Below are 16,245 nucleotides of genomic sequence, written 5' to 3' on the forward strand. Positions count from 1 at the left end.
AATCAGCTAAAAAATGTATTGTTTAAAACAAATTGTGTCGCCTTGTTTAAAACAAATAATGTCTTTAATTATTTATCGCTGTGTCTGGATACCAACAAACCGAAATTGAAAATATAATTATATACGTCTCCTAAATGATAGCTATTTGCAACAATAAACCTTATCAATGAGGAGTTTGTAATTCCATATATTTTACATATTTCTCTTTTTTCAGCAGCTAACGTTTCTTGAAGTTCAATCCAAATATTAATACGGCGCATCAGTTCCTGGATGCCTTCAATTCTTTTTTTCTCAAGCGACAAAAGAGTCGTTTGAAAGTATTTTGGACCTGCGATTATTATACCGGTATTCTTTAAAACAGAATCTCTTAGATCGTGTAGATAAAGTAGATTTCGATGACTAAGTTTACCAGCTTCATCTATTATTAGCAAGTTTTTACTGGTGGATTGACTTAGGTAGTATCCTATGCTTTCAATGATATGATATAAAGTACTTTCCTTATAAGCATTTTACCATCCAGCCGTTTGCAATATTGTATTGTATAAACTTTTTGGAGTCATACTTTTCTTGACTACTATATAATAAACATTCTTATTGTTGTTTGCGAAATATTCTAAGGCTTTAGTTTTTCCGAAACCAGGCTCTCCGATAATTGCTGTCATTCTGGAGTATCTTAGAGTGTCCTGACAGGCACCTATGATAGTTCTGAAATTTGAGCTTTCAATAATTTTTTCAATCTGATAATCCTTAATTTTATCTAAATCGAAATCGTCAATACAAAACTTATAATCTTCCATCAGTTAATAAGTTTATTGCTTCCTGGTAAATTAAACATCTTGCCTAATGATAAATTAATTAAGGGAACCGACTCATCAACCGTTTGATTGTAATTGATTTTTAGGGCTTTTTTTTTCTTTTTACCCCCAGGTAATAAATATTCCTTCACGGAATTTGTTACGAGCTCTTTTGAATCGTACTTCTCCGATATTAATTCAATAGGAAGCGCTTCTTCATTATTTTCTTTATTCTCACTTTGCTTGGAAATGTTTAATAATTTTTTCTTCATAGCGTATCTTTTTAGGCTAAAATCCCTTATTCTATTCCTGTCCTCTTCTGTTTGAGATACTTGCGCCAAAGGGAAATTTACATGAAGATTTAATGTAGCAATATGAAAAAATGAATCCGTTGGGTATAGATAAATTACATCCATATTCAACGGATTGTAACGTATAGTTATTTCTTTATTAAAGTATTTATGGAAAAATGGAATGTTGTCTGTGTAGATTAGGTATTCATGCAGTTTATTATTGACTTGAAGTCTGATACCCGCTTTCGTCAATTCACAGGTCTTTTCTTTAAACAAAATTATCCTTGACAAACTTTCATCTACTTTTTTTCCATTTTTTATAACTGAATTCGCGAATAACGAATTAGGTGTAGAGTTTTTATATTCGCGTGTCGAATTATATTCGATAATCTTAGCCCTTAATAGCTCATCTAATTCCCTTTTGGTACGAAGCTCTCGTTTCTTTCGATACTTTTCTATTATATCTGAATTTGGTTTGCCATCCTTTCTTTTGCTTTTGATACCATCTCCTAAAAATCCCGGAACATTTTTTAAAAAGAGTTGAGAAAACGTTCCAAACCAACTTTCTATAAAAGATTTATCAGATGGGTTCAAAACGGTATGTTGTCTGATTAACACGCCGCATTTTTTTAATTTAGATAAATAGACAACGCTTTCTTTACTTTTCAATGCGGGGGAGATTATCTGAAAGTATCTCAGCTGGTAAAAACCCGGTTTCCTTTACTGATTGAGATATAACTTGATAATAGCTATCGAAATTTTCACTTTTTGTAAGAGTATATCCCATTATTTTATTTGAATACACATCTATCAATGCGACCAAAATAAAAATATCGGGCCTCCCCTCCTCATTTAAAAATGGAATATTGAGTCTTGTGCCATCAATTTGATATTGATCGCCAGGAAACTCAGGTTGGATTCGAGCAGGATGAAGTAGTAAATCGTTTATGGCTTCCGAGCCGTTACGCTGCAGATACATTATACCATAGTCATCCATATTTTTTATGGCTGAAATAACTGTTTGTAACGACACCTTCCTTTCCCCCCTACTAAGGCGATTGGTATTTAGACTACGCATGAGAGTTCTAAAACTTTCCTTGAACCCGTTCTTATACCCTTTCAAAATTTCAATATCTACATCATCAAATTTTATTGAGGCATTTTTATTATTGTAATTGCCGTGAATAAAAACGCTCCAACCTTTTTTTTAAAACTAGATAGCTTATTTTTAAACACATTCAATGAATTTGTAACAAAGAGAGGAGCTATATTCTCTGGACCTTTTGTTATTAGTCTGTAATAAAGGAAGAATTTATCCTCAATTGTAATTGTCTTAAGATCAACTAAAAAAGTAAATGCTTGTATATTGTTTATTAGCCCATTGAAATCTCTATTCAACCGAAATTCTGCTACCCTCAATAGTTCTTCAATATTGAAGGACTTATGCATTTCGACTTCTAATGAGTGATATAAATATATTAGGTGATTGTTTCTCTGTTGGGCCTTAGGGAATAATGCGAAATATTTGGCCTTTACTTCTAACTCGTTTATATGAAATTTAGCTCTAACGTCTTGAGGTATTGAAGATAAACTAACCCAATAGTGATTTGATACGTTTAAGACATTCGTAGTCCTGATAACTGCGATTATTTCCAATTCTACGAGATTTTTATTCAAATTGAGAATAAGATGTAAGTCACTTATTTTTAGAAATACATTGTCAATCGACAGTTTTATGGATGAATTACTTCTTTGTAACACGCTCGTTGTTTTCCGTCCCATATTGCTATTTTTTGGATACGTCGTATACATTAAAATATAGGTAGATATACTTTAATGTGTGTTTTATAATAAATTGATTTTTAGTAAATTAGATCATTAAATATAAAGAGTTTATCTAATATAACAAGAAAGAAAAAAGAGTTAAATACATGGAACGTTTTGGAGAAAGGTTGAAAAAGATAAGGTTTGAAAAGAGCCTGACGCAGATAGAATTGTCCAAGCTTTCTGGGATTACCAATGTGCAAATAGCTCGGTATGAGAACAACACGGCCAAGCCCTCTATGATTGTATTGAAGAAACTGAATAAAGCGCTTGATATAGATATTGAAAAATTAGGGATTGATATGTTTAAACCTGAATTAAATGTTGACGAGTTGGATGACAGTATCAACCGGATGAAAGAACTCCCACATAAGGATCTTCTGGTAATCAAGGAAGTTATTGACAGGTTCATCGAATCAAGAGAAACCAGATCATTTGTTATAAAACAAAATTCAAAGACGACACGATATTGATTATGTTTGTAAAATAAAAAAACAGCGTAGCTGAAAAAATATTGAATGCTTTGCGTTCGCTAAGAATCTCGTGTTAGAAAACTGGTAATTTTAAGACAGACGGGAGAATAAGCGCAAGCTCACGCTTTGGCGTGGGCTTGCTTATTTCGTTTGTCGGGTATACCAGTACCTCTAACACGGATAAGTACTGACCCGCGCCATATTTATTTGTGCCCGGTTGATATAGAGTTACTATCTAATGTCAAATGAGGTTGAAGACAACGGAGGAGACAGAATTTGTTCATTTAATAATTGAGGATAGATTTTACATCGTTCATCTGTTAAGTGATTCTTTATTGTATTTGCACAGCGATCTTTATTGCCATCCAGACGAGGTTAGCCCCGAAAGATATCATCATAAGTTAAGAATGTTAAAACTGGAGGATGATCGAAACTTTCATTTAGTTATTATCAGTTTAAGTTTTGCAATAAATACAGTTTGGATTTTAGTGATAAAAGCTGAATCGTGGTTTAAAAAATTTGGCATTGAAGATTTCAGGCATCATTTTAATTTGACGTAGCGTTTAAATATTATAGTTCCATAAAACCCTCGTTTTTCCGATATAATTTAAAAAAAATCATTTTAATCAAATTCTAAATTTATCCAACTATAAATGCGAAATAAGCGTTCTCAAAAAAACGTACCATAAATCATTCTCATTTTATTTATATTTGATTAAGTTATTGATATCTTTTAGCAAATTAGAGCTATGATCATTGGATATGCCAGGGTAAGTACCCAAGAACAAAATTTAGATCTACAAATGGATGATCTTTTGAAAGCAGGCTGTAATAGGATTTTCAAGGAGCATATTTCCGGCAAAAATATCCAAAGACCCGAGCTTCAAAAAATGATCAGCATTCTACGACCTGGCGATAAAGTTATGGTTTGGAAACTTGATCGTTTAGGAAGATCACTTCGGGATCTATTGATCTGGTAGCCCAATTTCAAAAACTCGATGTAAACTTCATAAGTTTAAATGACAGCATTGACACCAGTACCCCTACCGGACGCTTCACTTTTAACTTATTTGCCTCTATCGCAGAATTTGAGCGGGATATTATTAGGCAAAGAACAAACGCGGGCTTGGTAGCTGCAAGAGCAAGAGGAAAAGTTGGTGGCAGACCCAAAGGTCTATCCAAAGAGAAATTAGCAAAAGCTAAGACAGCAACACTATTATATAATTCAGGAGAAAAAACGGTTGATGAAATTTTAACTGAGTTGAATATCGGCCGGGCAACCTTTTATAGGTATCTAAAAGCAAATCAATCTGCGAAATTAACAAAGTAACGTTATGGAAGAAGATGAATATCCTATATACGATCCTCTTGGAATAGAAATATTCGCTATCGATGAAACATTTGAAAGTTTATTCAATGGCTTAAAAGGTGTATATTTTCGTTTATTTTACAAAGAATCTAAACGTCCAGACTCAATAAGAGATCTTGAAAAAGAAGCATCGTTTTATAAAAGGTTTAAGGAAATAGGCCGACTAAAAAAATCATATAAATATAACGACTGGGAGTTAAAAGGCAAGGCTGTTAAGCTTTATTCTAATGAGTTCAAAGAAATGATTGACACTGAACTAATTGAATACCCCACATTAAACAGTATCGGTCTTTCTAAAATGTAATTGGCAAGCTATTCAACCTTTATCGGGAAATTATTGTACCCTATAAGTGAAGGTAGATCCGGCTTGATTTATTCTAATTAGATCGATAATAAAACTAGCTTAAATAAGTCACATATAATTTTAGCTCCACCATCGATAATAAATAGTTATCCATTGTTAGGCAATGAAAGGAGTAACTCAGCTCATACTAACGGTAATCGTAAGATCTTTCGTAGCGCTGCCAAAGCAGATATGAAAAACTTGTTTGTCACTGATTTTACGCTTAGTCACAGTCAATGATAAACTGGTGTAATCAAATTGAAATGGCTATCCGATATTACGTGGGCCGAATCAAATGATTTTTTCATAAGCGACGACAAGTAAGATTATAATTGAAAAAATATTGGAAAATTAAGATTGACGGGGTAGGCGCAAAATCTTTACCTTTATATTAAAATATATACTTGTGCCCAAAATTTCAATTGATATTCCCCATAAATTAAGTAAAAACGATGCTCGAAATCGAATCAATAAATTTGCTTCAACGGAACTAAATAAGAGTGATTTGGGCCTTTCTGAATTAAATGTCAAATGGCACGATAAGGGCGCGAATTTTAGTTTCAAAATCACAGCCGTTGGAATTAAAGGTGATTTGCTTGTCGAACAGAATTTTGTTAATATTACCAGTAATATCCCATTTATATTTTTCCCATTAAAAGGCCAAATAGAGAAAATAATAAGGGATCATGCAGCCACAATTCTTAAATAATAAACCAACCTTATAACAATGAGCCTTCGAATACTGCACATATCAGATATACATTTCCGCGATTATAAAGACCACCAGGTACTTAACCTGGATAATGACATTCAAAATGAAATAAATATTGATCTTGAAGCACATGTAAAAAAACATGGTAAAATTGATATAATCCTATTAGGTGGGGATATCGCGTTTTCAGGACAAGAAAGTGAATATAAAGTTGCAGATACATGGATAAAAAATATTTGTAAAATATCTGGTTGCCAGGAAGAAGACGTTTTTTGTGTACCTGGCAATCACGATATTGACCGTACCCAAATAGATCCTATGTTAAAGGATATTCACAAAATTTCAAAGGGTTACAAAGCCGACGTGAAATTGATTACAAAATCGGTGACTATCTCTTAAAACCATCATCCACTACTTCATTATTATTACCACTTAATAGTTATTTTCAATTTGCTGAAAAATATGGTTGTGTCCCGATGGCCGGAAACAACTTGTATTGGGAAAAAGATTTTTCTTTAGACGATATCATACTCAGAATACGCGGTGTAAATTCAGCCCTAGTATCTAATGATACTGATCATCAGCAAACATCAAGATTGGTATTAGGATCACATCAAAGTTCTCTTACTCGTAGCAAAGGTGTGATTCATATGATTTTATGCCATCATCCACCTGATTGGCTTATAGACGGTGAGGATGTTCGTAAAGACTTTAAATCGCGTGCAAGAATTCATTTATATGGGCATAAACATTCTTTCGATGTTGAGCTGATCAATAATGAATGCATTGTACTTTCTGCTGGTGCTATGCAGCCATCAAGGGCCGAATCAGGTTGGGAGCCACGTTATAATATTATCGAACTAAATACTATCCCCATGGCAGATAAACCCACGCTTAACGTTAGACTTTATAAGCGTGTATGGAAAAAAGCCACTAAGACCTTCATTCCAGATTTTGAGGCCGCAGGTGAAGAATATGTTGAATATCCTATGGTACTAACTGATTTAGAAATTAGTACCAATATTGCACATAAAAAAAAGGGTGCTCCGGAAACAGTTGTTGGTGAACTTAAATTAGCACCCATGGTTGAACCAATAATTAACCTGAATATGCCAGATCCTAAAAGACGGTTGGCTTATCTATTTTTAGGTTTGCCGTACCACACAAAAGTAATAATAGCCGCTAAGCTAAAACTAATTGACGACAGTGATCGCAATTTACCTGAGTCTCAAAAAACCCAATTATACTTTAAACGAGCAACAGAACAAGGAATTTTAAGCACATTATGGGATGAGGTATCCGCTGTTTCTGATGTTGGTAGTAAAAATCCATTCATTCAAAAATCATGATTCAACAATTACCCAAATGGTATCGCATTGCTGCGATAGCTGATTTAAAAGAAGAAGTACTTGAAAAACGCAGCGCTGCTATTACAAATGTTGCAACCGGTAAAGATTATCCTCTAATTTACAATTGTATCCGTCTATTTATCGGATTGCCAATTAAGGATAATGATTTCAATGAAAAATTGGTTGCCGCAATAATTAATACAGATATAATGTTTGTTGATGAAAATGTAGAATTAGAGAAGCGAATACTTGCAGGCGCTATCGTTCACGAATCATTGCAAAATGCAGTTGTGTCGACTAATATAGCATTATCAGTAAACTCCGCCATTTTTGGAATTAATCAGGAGACCTTTATTAATATAGATATCATTCAAACGGTATTAGACTACTTAGGAAAGGCTGCACAAAATGCGAGGCAACCGGTTGCACGTGTTTTGACTCCCATTAAATATACTGCCCCTAAAGAAGTTGATATCACCGACGAAAATTATGCGGTAAGTTTCACTTCACTTGCAACAAATTTTAGGCAACTACTTATAAACAGCAACAATTCCTTGATTCGACGACTAAGTGTAATGGAGGAAGAATCAAATATTCATTGGTGGCTTTTTCGATCTTTTAGTTCAATTGCGCATAAAAACGCCAGTGAATTATCATCAATCGAGGCACCAATTATATTCGGTTTGGAATTGAGTAATTTGATCACTCTTTATCCACCACCTCAAAATTGTTCAGCATTTCTTGAAAAAATGCTATCAAATGTTAATCCGGCTGGCGATAACAGTAGCATCAAAACTTATCTTGATTACGCTTTTGATCATGAATATGGATCTGAATTAAATGATGATATTGAGAAATGGGGGAATCTGGTTCCTTTACATACTGCATTTTCAAAGATTATCGAAAATGGTAGCAAGGATGGCTGGACTAATCTATTCGAAAACTCATCTGCTGTAAAAGCTTCAGATACGTTTACGCCAATTGAATTTGCTATTCAAATATTTAACGAACGTGTATTATTGAATTTTAATCGATAAGTATGGCAAGTTGCGATGAAGAAGGATGCAAGGTTGCAATCAATGGCAAATGCATAAATAATTTACCTTTAGATACCTGCCCACATTATAATTTTGACGAGCCCAATAGTAATGAATTAAATAGCCAGACTATTGAAAGTGATGTTACCAATGAAACCGAGTTGCCGCCAATTGACAAAGTGGTAAATAAATTTCTTGAAGATGTGGTAGATGTTTATTCTGGTAAAGCATTGGAATTATACGATGTTAACCAAATTTCTCTTTCGGGAGTTACGAAGTTAATTATGTTAGCCGGTATGCCCGATGCGGGAAAAACTACATTGATATTAAGTTTGATGCATTTGTTTCAAACCCAACCGTTCTTTTCGGATTTTATTTTTGCTGGAAGTAAAACACTTTTGGATTTTGAGGAAAAGGCCCATCCTTCTAAAATTGATTCTGACAATGATGAGCCTGAAACTAATCGTACTCCCGATATACCACCACAATTCTTACATATTAAGCTTCAGAATACGAAGTCTCTTAAGACAAGTAATGTATTATTTACTGATATTTCAGGCGAAAAATTTAGAGCTATCAAAGACTCTACCGAAACAGCCAAAAAATTTAAGTTAGCACTTCGTGCAGATAGTTTCGTGCTATTTTTCGACACCAAAAGAGTTACATCTTTTGAAGAAAGAGCAAGTTCAAAAACATCGGCTTTAGGAATATTAAGAAGTTTAACTGAAGCACAAACTTTATTGCCTCACACCAAAATTCAAATTGTTTTCTCTCGTTGGGATTTATTTTCTAATGATGAAGATGAAGCATTACATAACGAGTTCATTAGCCTTTTAAAGAACGATATCGAGAAATTACTTAAAAGCAATTATAACTTGTCTTATTTTGAAGTAGCCGCGCGACCTTCACTCGGTGAGTACGAGTTTGGATATGGAATAGAAGATTTGTTAAAGGCTTGGTTTGAAAGCGATATGTCTGTGAAAATAAATGAACCCTTGAGGAAATCTGTAGAATTAGATTCTTCAAGACAATTTTTAAATTATCAATTTGTTCAGTAGTATATGGGATACACAGGTAATATGCGATGCATGTTTATGGGATTGCCAAATTCAGGTAAATCCTCTTTTATTGGAGCTTTTTGGCATGTTGTTGATTCTGGAGAAATCGAAGATTCCTATACGGTAGATGTTCAACCTAATGACAGAGAATATTTAAATGAGTTACGCGATAGCTTTTTAGGCTGCAAGGCTCCTGAACGCACCAAAACCGAATTTGTAAAACAAATCGATTTAGACGTTAAAGACAATTCCACTGGTAATAAAGCGACTTTTACATTTCCTGATTTATCAGGAGAAACTTTTGAATCGCAATTTGAATATAGAAAAATCACCAAAACCTACTTGGCTGATATTGAAGAATGTGATTCAATAATACTATTTGTCAATCCAGAATTCTTGAAGAAGCCCAATTTAATTACAGATGCCGATGCTATGCTTGACGAATCAGAAGGCGGCATTAGTCAGGAAGAGGCAGAGGTTGTCCAAAACGTAGAAGTAAAGGAAGAAGCCAATTTAAATACCAATCAGTCTGTAGATGAGGCATCTGGGCAAGCGGAGGCATCCGATTTAAAGAATGATGTTAAGGAAATTGTTGAATGGACGCCAAAAATGTGTCAATCACAAGTTATGCTTGTTGATTTACTTCAAATTATTGAAAATAAGTTGATAAAACCTTGTAAGATCAGTATCGTGATTTCTGCATGGGATTTAATTCTTGAAATTCCAGAAATTGTAGAGCCGCGAAAAACTCCGAAGGAATGGTTGGCAACAAACTTGCCGTTACTAAATCAGTATTTAACTGCCAATTTTGAATTCTACACGTTCAAAGTTTTTGGGATAAGTGCCCAAGGAGCAGCCTACAGCAAATTAAAAAATGGCAACAAAAAATTGCTTTCCTTTGCAAAGCAATCTGAAAGGATAAAAGTTCAAGATGGCGAATCTATAAATAATGATATTACAATACCCTTTAAGTGGTTAATTAATGGCTGAAAATCCGATTTTCCTTAATCAAGTTCTGCATGGATATCGTGATGGCCATACCTTACTCGCTTCCTCAATAAATTTACCACCCGAAGCAAAAAGGTTAATGCTTCCTATATCAGATTTATCAGGTGGGCGAATCATAAGAGGTTTTGATGAATATATTACCGGATACCCACTTAAACATATTCATTCATACGCATTAGCCAAAACTTGGTATGCTGGTGAAATGAAGCGACCAGGATGTGTTTGGACACAGACTTTATTAATTGATTTTGATGACCTGCCGCGAATTAACGATATCCAGTCATTACTTGCGCTTTTTGAGCGACCATCAGAGTCTGATCCAGTGTTTTCAAATTATAACCAAAAACTGATCGCTCAAAATATTGATACACCGATTCTCGAAAACTCATATAATTATCAATTTTCATTGGATTTTCAAGATGTGGTTATTTATAACTTATATGAATATCCCGATTCGTCAATACTTTTAGGGGCCACCGAAAGCTATTTCTTTGAAGATTTATTTCTCAAAATTGGATGCAACAATGGCCACGTTTAAAGAGAAATTTTAGTTTCTGTACAGGTGCCATCGCTCCAAGAAGCTTTATGGGCAAGGCGCTTGATTTACAAGCCACCCCTATTCAATTAATTGATCCCAGTAAGACTACTGAATATAAATTTATAAATATTCGGGAGGAAAAAGACAATAACTATTCTGGGGACAGCTGGGTACAATTGGCTTCTGCGTCCTTAGACAATCATAATGAGCAGCTCTTAAGTTTTTTCCGACTGTTCGGTTCAGACGCACAAGGAGAACGCTCTGCTTTTAAGCCATTATCAGAAGCATATCTGTTTCTGACAAAGCTTAAACCGCAATTACAAAACTGCATCCAAAAAATCTCAGAATTATTTAATGAACCTTCAAATGCTAATAGTCTCAAAACCTATTTATTGGGGAGCAAAGGAAGAAAAAGTGAAAAATATCTGCCGGTATATGATGAGCTTGCAGTTCTTTTCTATCTATCCATAACTGAATACAGTTTCTCATTTGACTACCAGCGATTAGAATACGAAAAGCGATTTGTTGACCTTTTTTTTATGATGAAAGGCGAACAAATGGAATTGTTAAAGCAAATAATCAAGATTGGGCCTAACATTCAGGGTGAAGCGGCCTTGATTGCCTTAGCGAATGAACTTTCGGAAAGTAATAATTTAAATATATTATGGAAGGACAAACAGCTGTCTTTAACATTTATTCTTTTAAATCCAATTTTGGTTTATGACAGAGAGTTTTGGAAAGTCAATTCAGATCATCATGGCGAAATAATTTATTACCTTTTACAATCGCCCGATTTGGCATGGCAATGGGATAAAATTTTGTCTATACTGATTGGATTGAAATCAAATATCGATGTAGACGATATAAACTTTGATACTTCCTACATTGTAGTTTCAATTTTAAATTCGGTCAGTTACATTGGAGCGGGAACATTGCCAGAAAATTGGCTTCGGTATCTTAGAGCCCATGAAAAAGATGTTTTATATTGGTTAAAAAATGTAGACTACATCGAAAATAAAACAATTGAGATTTTAGTTTCAATCCTTAATCCCAATTCATCAGCGGTCAGTCAGGCTGGGGCTGAAAAATGGATAAATTACTTTGAGCAATTTTCTCAAATAGGATTAAATTCAGTACCGTTAGAAATACATGCATTTAGCATTGCTTTAGCGTTAAACTCAAAAAACGCCTCATTTATTAGACTTTACAATTTTTCCCTGGAGATAGTATATTTTGCGTTAGCAAAGGAAATTTTAAGTCACAATGCCTGGCGTCGAATCGAAATTCACACTAAACCACTTGGGTTATTTAAAGATTGGGATCGGTGCAAAAAACTCGTCAATGCTGTAGTGGATCATTTTATTGAAAATCAGTGGAATATTTACTTGGTTGCAGACCAAATTCAAAGTCTTGACATACGAGACAGATTGATTAATAGGTACAAAAAGAAAAGTAGAAATTAGAAATTCCTGAAAAACTTTAAATAAGTTAGGGCATTTAAAATAATTAAGTTACTAGTAAATACAATTTGAACCGTTTTGTGGACGAATTGATACAAATAAGCAGTTTTTTAGAAATTTGATAAATGATTGCATAGTGCATTACAAGTCCCACGGGTCTAAAACTTGCAGAGTCTCGTCTTCCGAAAAACTGAATGGAAAGGTTTTTGGTCCGTCTGAGAAATCATTGCTCCGTACAATGAGTTCAATTTTTACCTCTGCTGGCTTTGAAAAAATCAAAGTAATTTGACCGTTAAAGATATCCGTTTCTGTCCCTTTCTGTTTTACACGAAGGGCTGTATGAGTGCCTTTTTTAGGAGTAATTTCGTAGATAGAATAAGCCGCATGTTTTTTAAATTCTACATTCATATCCATGAACAAATGTGGGGGTAACATTTTTTCTGAATATTGAGTGTAAGCGAATAGGCTTTTATCACGCCTATCCTCGGCAATCTTACGTTCGACATCTAGTGTACAGTGAGCGCTAACACCGCCGTTATTATAAATTTTGGCCTCAACGTCTAGGTCGATAGAAGTATTTGATAAATTTGTCACATCAACTTGCAGATGTCTATACATAGTGCTTCTCAACTCTGAAGACTTGAATCCGCCAAGTGTTATTTTAAAATCTATTTCTTTGCTACGGTCTTTAGTGGCAAAGCGTTCAGAATATATTTTTTCAAAATCATCTCGTTTTAGTTCTCGTGTTGAAGTTCCTGTCCTAACAAACCCTGTACCGATTCGATACTGATTTCCTTTCGGCTGAGTGTCCTTATATTCTTTCTTGAATAAATATGGTCTTTTATTGTTGGTAAAGAGTCTGAAGTAAGCTAAACGATTTCCTTGGTGTATAATCTCTTTGTACTCAAAATTTATTTCAGGTTCTATATATTGATTTAAAAATTGTTGATATGATGCTTGGTCATGCAATACATCAATAGGTTTAAAACCAATTGCAATGCCATTTTTTTCTTCGGCTCCTATAATAATAAACTTATCCTCTTTACTAAGAAGGTTTGCAAATGCGCACATATCTTTTAAAAATTCAGCTTTCTTAATATTGCCTTTTTCAATAGGATACTGCTCTATCTTAAAATCTAATCTGGTGTTTTCACTTTCGTTTTCAATCAGATTGATGATAATTTCTTTCATGCTTTTCTATTCCTAATAAATTTACAAATTTTTCACCTAAGAATTGCCAAGGCCTCCTGGTGATTGTACACGGACGGAAAACTTTAAAATTGTCTGTTTGGACGCTGTTATCAAATGGGTGGAGAGGCTATAATCATCAAAGATCTTCCGACACAGGCAAAAATTCAATGGGGTCAGCCGCGTTCAGGTTTATGCAATTCGGTTTTCAGGTCTATTTCCGCATACTGCTGGAAGTTTGTTTCCGCCAGTTTGTCGAACAGTTCTAAGTATTCCTTTTGTATTTCATCATCCAGCGCCGGATTCTCCGCCACCAAACTGCGGTATTCAGCTGGCGCATCAAACATCTCCATCACCTCTCTATGTATAAAAGCCTGCGAACGATCACGCATGTCTTGTTGTATGCTGAACTTCAAAAACTCCTTCGGGTCTTTATCAGCAAGATACTGTTTCATTTTATTAGCCAATGAAGGCTCGAAACGCCATTTTTCATAATATGCGCCTTTTTCATCAGCAGGAACACGATAATGCTCCCTGGCACCATAGAACAGCCATAGCGTATCTTCGCTAAGCCCGTGCCCACTATCGGCCATTTGCGTAAAATAAGAATATTGATGAACTGTCATTTCATTAAGCGATATTACAAAACCCTCGCCCTTTTTCTTAAGCTGGTAGAGCAGCTCATTTTCAAAAAGGAACGGCGCAATTGCAGTCCCGAACAGGTGATCGATGAACCGTTTGTAGGCATCAACATCTTTTTTGTACAATTTATCGGTAGTGTTGTTGTGGTAATTATAAATCTTATCGACCAGTGCTTCATAGTCAAAACTAAACTTGCTTTCCTTTTGCACGTAAGTCCGTCCGAAAGCAAATATCCAGCGAATGACCTGCTCAAAATGCCGCCTGTCCTTATTGATGTCTTCCTGCATTAATCTAACCATCAATTCCTTGTGCAGCCCGTGACTGGCGCAATAGTCCATATATTCCCGCATGTGTCCCGAAGCCAATGCCGCTTTAAAATCCTTATCGGAAAGGTCACGCTGGGACAACCTGTACCGGAAATAAATCTCGAAGTATAACGGATAGGAGATCGAGTTCTTGGAATCGGGATGATGATAAAGGCTGCCCTTGAACAATGCCATGAACAGCCCATCCAAAAGCGACACCTCTTCAGGAGATAGCCAGCCTAGTTTTTCAATATGAGTTTTAAACAAGGAAACCTCATCAGAACGCTTCGTCGATCCTTCGGCCTTCACCATCACCGGGGAATAATATTGCTGGTGGCTTGAACGCAAAGGTTGTTCGTAGAGAAAAACGTCATGCTGCACATAGAGCAGTTCGTATATAGCGGGAAACCGGAACTTGATCATTTCCAATAGCACCAGACATTCAAAATCCACTTCTTCGCCGATCAGTTTGTAAATGATCTTGAACCCATTGATAAAACGCACTACGTCTCGCCCCTGGCGTAACACACCGCTGTAGGCTTTTTCGTAGCGACTGCGGAAACCATTAGGGATCATGATATTTTCAAAGACCGCATAGTGTTCAGGCGTTACCATTTCTTTCAGACGTTCCTGTAGGGTGACGAGTAGGTCATCTTCCTCACGCTTTGGCAAAGGTATTTCTAACTGAAAAATTTTGTCGAGATAATCCAAACTACCGGCATCATTCAAGGTTTTGATCGCCCCCTGCACATAGCCCTTATCGTACCCGACAAGATAGAACACATTTGAAAAATTCGCGGTATTACGGATGAGCTTCAGTACCTCCATAATTTCAGCCGGGTGCAAACGGTCAAGATCATCGATCGTGATCACAATCTTGCGACCAGTCGAACTGATCATTTGGTTGATCCGCTGGTACTCACCGGAACTCTGGACAGAACCCTTGTTGCCCAAAAAGCCTAGCCAGTTCAGTAGTGAAAGCGAACGTGCATCAAAGCCCGCTAACCTGCGTCCATAGCTATAAATCAGCGCCGACACGCTCAAATCAACTTCGGCAACCTTGCTGGCCAACAAATCGAAAAACTCACGCCGTATGGTTTCCGGACTGCCCGCACTCCACGGGTCAAAAGCAATCTTCAGCACGTCATTACGGCTCAATTCACCGTGTATCAAGTTTAAAAAAGAAGTCTTACCACTGCCATATTCCCCAAGAATGCCTATTGCAAAAGACTTCTTGTTATGGGTCAACTTAACCAGTCGTGCAATTTCTTTAGCTGCAATACTTCGCCTGAAATGGTCATCCTCCACATCCGTAACCGCATTATCCTCTATAAAGCCTTCATTGTTTGCTGTAGCACTATGGTTGCTTTCTTCTTTTAAAACATAACTTAACGGCAATAACAGCAACAATGTAATAGCGAACAAATCCCAATAAACAAGTTCATCAAAAGTTGACAGTCTGTAAAACACCCAATAACTATTGGTGCGTTGCAACACATAAAAGACCAGGCCATACAAAACCAACCGATATAGAAAAATACGCGCCTGGCTTTTTGCTGTCCAGCATGCCAACAATAGTAAAACGGCATACAGTACCAAGTCAGTCCATATACCGGCTTCTACATCAGCGAACAGGGGCCTTACCAGTAATACATCTAGCAGACGACTCACTGGTAACCGGAAAAAGAACAATAAAGCTGCCAACAAGGAAGCAACAATGACAGGTAAAGAATAGCGGTTTAATTTCAAGTTCAGATTTTTAGCTAAAGATAAAACATCCCTTTAACCTCATCCCAAAAAACTTTCCACATCAGTATCTCTGAGAAGGGAGTGCTGCAATATCAGGTAAGTG

The 16,245-nt window shown here is 35.7% G+C and carries 17 protein-coding genes and 1 pseudogene; 11 read left to right on the forward strand and 7 right to left on the reverse strand.

All coding sequences use genetic code 11. The features are described from left to right. Window positions 1–68: 68 nt before the first annotated feature. The 5 genes from IM792_RS04230 to IM792_RS04250 all read right to left on the reverse strand — a co-directional run bounded on the left by IM792_RS04230 (window position 69) and on the right by IM792_RS04250 (window position 2,764). Window positions 69–431 (reverse strand): hypothetical protein, encoded by a 363-nt coding sequence (locus IM792_RS04230; RefSeq protein WP_194100536.1) that lies wholly within the window; start codon window positions 429–431, stop codon window positions 69–71. Between the two features lie 78 nt (window positions 432–509). Further along, window positions 510–797, reverse strand: coding sequence for an ATP-binding protein (locus IM792_RS04235; RefSeq protein WP_194100537.1), 288 nt, complete (start codon window positions 795–797; stop codon window positions 510–512). Then, on the reverse strand, window positions 797–1,756 hold the full coding sequence (locus IM792_RS04240) for a Mu transposase C-terminal domain-containing protein (RefSeq protein ID WP_194100538.1): 960 nt from the start codon (window positions 1,754–1,756) through the stop codon (window positions 797–799). The genes IM792_RS04235 and IM792_RS04240 overlap by 1 nt, the downstream gene beginning before the upstream one ends. Next, window positions 1,746–2,084, reverse strand: coding sequence for a hypothetical protein (locus tag IM792_RS04245; protein ID WP_194100539.1), 339 nt, complete (start codon window positions 2,082–2,084; stop codon window positions 1,746–1,748). Before IM792_RS04245 ends, IM792_RS04240 begins: the two co-directional genes overlap by 11 nt. 152 nt (window positions 2,085–2,236) lie before the next feature. Continuing rightward, window positions 2,237–2,764, reverse strand: coding sequence for a hypothetical protein (locus tag IM792_RS04250; RefSeq protein ID WP_194100540.1), 528 nt, complete (start codon window positions 2,762–2,764; stop codon window positions 2,237–2,239). A gap of 254 nt (window positions 2,765–3,018) precedes the next feature. On the opposite strand from IM792_RS04250, the gene IM792_RS04255 reads away from it, so the two are divergent. From IM792_RS04255 to IM792_RS04305, 11 genes and pseudogenes are all read left to right on the forward strand, one after another. Continuing rightward, on the forward strand, window positions 3,019–3,384 hold the full coding sequence (locus IM792_RS04255; protein ID WP_194100541.1) for a helix-turn-helix transcriptional regulator: 366 nt from the start codon (window positions 3,019–3,021) through the stop codon (window positions 3,382–3,384). Between the two features lie 749 nt (window positions 3,385–4,133). Next, window positions 4,134–4,714 (forward strand): annotated as a pseudogene (locus IM792_RS04260) (recombinase family protein). Window positions 4,715–4,718: 4 nt separating this feature from the next. Then, window positions 4,719–5,057 carry a hypothetical protein gene (locus IM792_RS04265; RefSeq protein ID WP_194100542.1) on the forward strand — a complete coding sequence of 113 codons (339 nt, stop codon included), beginning with the start codon at window positions 4,719–4,721 and terminating at the stop codon, window positions 5,055–5,057. Between the two features lie 445 nt (window positions 5,058–5,502). Further along, window positions 5,503–5,805, forward strand: a complete 303-nt coding sequence (locus IM792_RS04270) for a polyhydroxyalkanoic acid system family protein (protein WP_194100543.1) — start codon at window positions 5,503–5,505, stop codon at window positions 5,803–5,805. Between the two features lie 18 nt (window positions 5,806–5,823). Continuing rightward, entirely contained in the window at window positions 5,824–6,207 is a 384-nt protein-coding gene (locus IM792_RS04275; RefSeq protein ID WP_194100544.1) for a metallophosphoesterase family protein, read from the forward strand. A gap of 77 nt (window positions 6,208–6,284) precedes the next feature. Beyond that, window positions 6,285–7,157, forward strand: a complete 873-nt coding sequence (locus IM792_RS04280; protein ID WP_194100545.1) for a hypothetical protein — start codon at window positions 6,285–6,287, stop codon at window positions 7,155–7,157. After that, the gene (locus IM792_RS04285) at window positions 7,154–8,194 is read left to right on the forward strand and encodes a GTPase-associated system all-helical protein GASH (RefSeq protein WP_194100546.1); all 1,041 of its coding nucleotides are present in this window, start codon (window positions 7,154–7,156) and stop codon (window positions 8,192–8,194) included. Before IM792_RS04280 ends, IM792_RS04285 begins: the two co-directional genes overlap by 4 nt. Before the next feature lie 2 nt (window positions 8,195–8,196). Continuing rightward, window positions 8,197–9,252: a GTPase domain-containing protein gene (locus IM792_RS04290; protein ID WP_194100547.1), complete on the forward strand. Its 1,056-nt coding sequence runs from the start codon at window positions 8,197–8,199 to the stop codon at window positions 9,250–9,252. Window positions 9,253–9,255: 3 nt separating this feature from the next. Further along, on the forward strand, window positions 9,256–10,242 hold the full coding sequence (locus IM792_RS04295) for a GTPase (protein WP_194100548.1): 987 nt from the start codon (window positions 9,256–9,258) through the stop codon (window positions 10,240–10,242). Then, window positions 10,235–10,798: a hypothetical protein gene (locus tag IM792_RS04300; protein ID WP_194100549.1), complete on the forward strand. Its 564-nt coding sequence runs from the start codon at window positions 10,235–10,237 to the stop codon at window positions 10,796–10,798. The genes IM792_RS04295 and IM792_RS04300 overlap by 8 nt, the downstream gene beginning before the upstream one ends. A 47-nt stretch (window positions 10,799–10,845) precedes the next feature. After that, complete coding sequence (locus IM792_RS04305; RefSeq protein ID WP_194100550.1) at window positions 10,846–12,261, forward strand: hypothetical protein; 1,416 nt, start codon at window positions 10,846–10,848, stop codon at window positions 12,259–12,261. A 138-nt stretch (window positions 12,262–12,399) separates the two neighbouring features. Here IM792_RS04305 and IM792_RS04310 read toward each other — a convergent pair whose 3' ends face one another. Both IM792_RS04310 and IM792_RS04315 read right to left on the reverse strand, forming a co-directional pair. Next, window positions 12,400–13,449, reverse strand: coding sequence for an ATP-binding protein (locus IM792_RS04310; protein ID WP_194100551.1), 1,050 nt, complete (start codon window positions 13,447–13,449; stop codon window positions 12,400–12,402). 173 nt (window positions 13,450–13,622) lie between these two features. After that, a complete protein-coding gene (locus IM792_RS04315; protein ID WP_194100552.1) occupies window positions 13,623–16,142 on the reverse strand; it encodes a P-loop NTPase fold protein in 2,520 nt (839 codons plus the stop codon). Between the last annotated feature and the right edge of the window lie 103 nt (window positions 16,143–16,245).

This window comes from Mucilaginibacter sp. JRF (assembly GCF_015223065.1).
Lineage (GTDB): Bacteria > Bacteroidota > Bacteroidia > Sphingobacteriales > Sphingobacteriaceae > Mucilaginibacter.

Coding starts and splice junctions, on each gene's coding strand:
- IM792_RS04265 (WP_194100542.1), top strand. CDS start 4,719: ATGGAAGAAGATGAATATCCTATATACGATCCTCTTGGAATAGAAATA.
- IM792_RS04235 (WP_194100537.1), bottom strand. CDS start 797: ATGGAAGATTATAAGTTTTGTATTGACGATTTCGATTTAGATAAAATT.
- IM792_RS04300 (WP_194100549.1), top strand. CDS start 10,235: ATGGCTGAAAATCCGATTTTCCTTAATCAAGTTCTGCATGGATATCGT.
- IM792_RS04280 (WP_194100545.1), top strand. CDS start 6,285: ATGGCCGGAAACAACTTGTATTGGGAAAAAGATTTTTCTTTAGACGAT.
- IM792_RS04245 (WP_194100539.1), bottom strand. CDS start 2,084: ATGGATGACTATGGTATAATGTATCTGCAGCGTAACGGCTCGGAAGCC.
- IM792_RS04255 (WP_194100541.1), top strand. CDS start 3,019: ATGGAACGTTTTGGAGAAAGGTTGAAAAAGATAAGGTTTGAAAAGAGC.
- IM792_RS04285 (WP_194100546.1), top strand. CDS start 7,154: ATGATTCAACAATTACCCAAATGGTATCGCATTGCTGCGATAGCTGAT.
- IM792_RS04275 (WP_194100544.1), top strand. CDS start 5,824: ATGAGCCTTCGAATACTGCACATATCAGATATACATTTCCGCGATTAT.
- IM792_RS04305 (WP_194100550.1), top strand. CDS start 10,846: ATGGGCAAGGCGCTTGATTTACAAGCCACCCCTATTCAATTAATTGAT.
- IM792_RS04290 (WP_194100547.1), top strand. CDS start 8,197: ATGGCAAGTTGCGATGAAGAAGGATGCAAGGTTGCAATCAATGGCAAA.
- IM792_RS04310 (WP_194100551.1), bottom strand. CDS start 13,449: ATGAAAGAAATTATCATCAATCTGATTGAAAACGAAAGTGAAAACACC.
- IM792_RS04295 (WP_194100548.1), top strand. CDS start 9,256: ATGGGATACACAGGTAATATGCGATGCATGTTTATGGGATTGCCAAAT.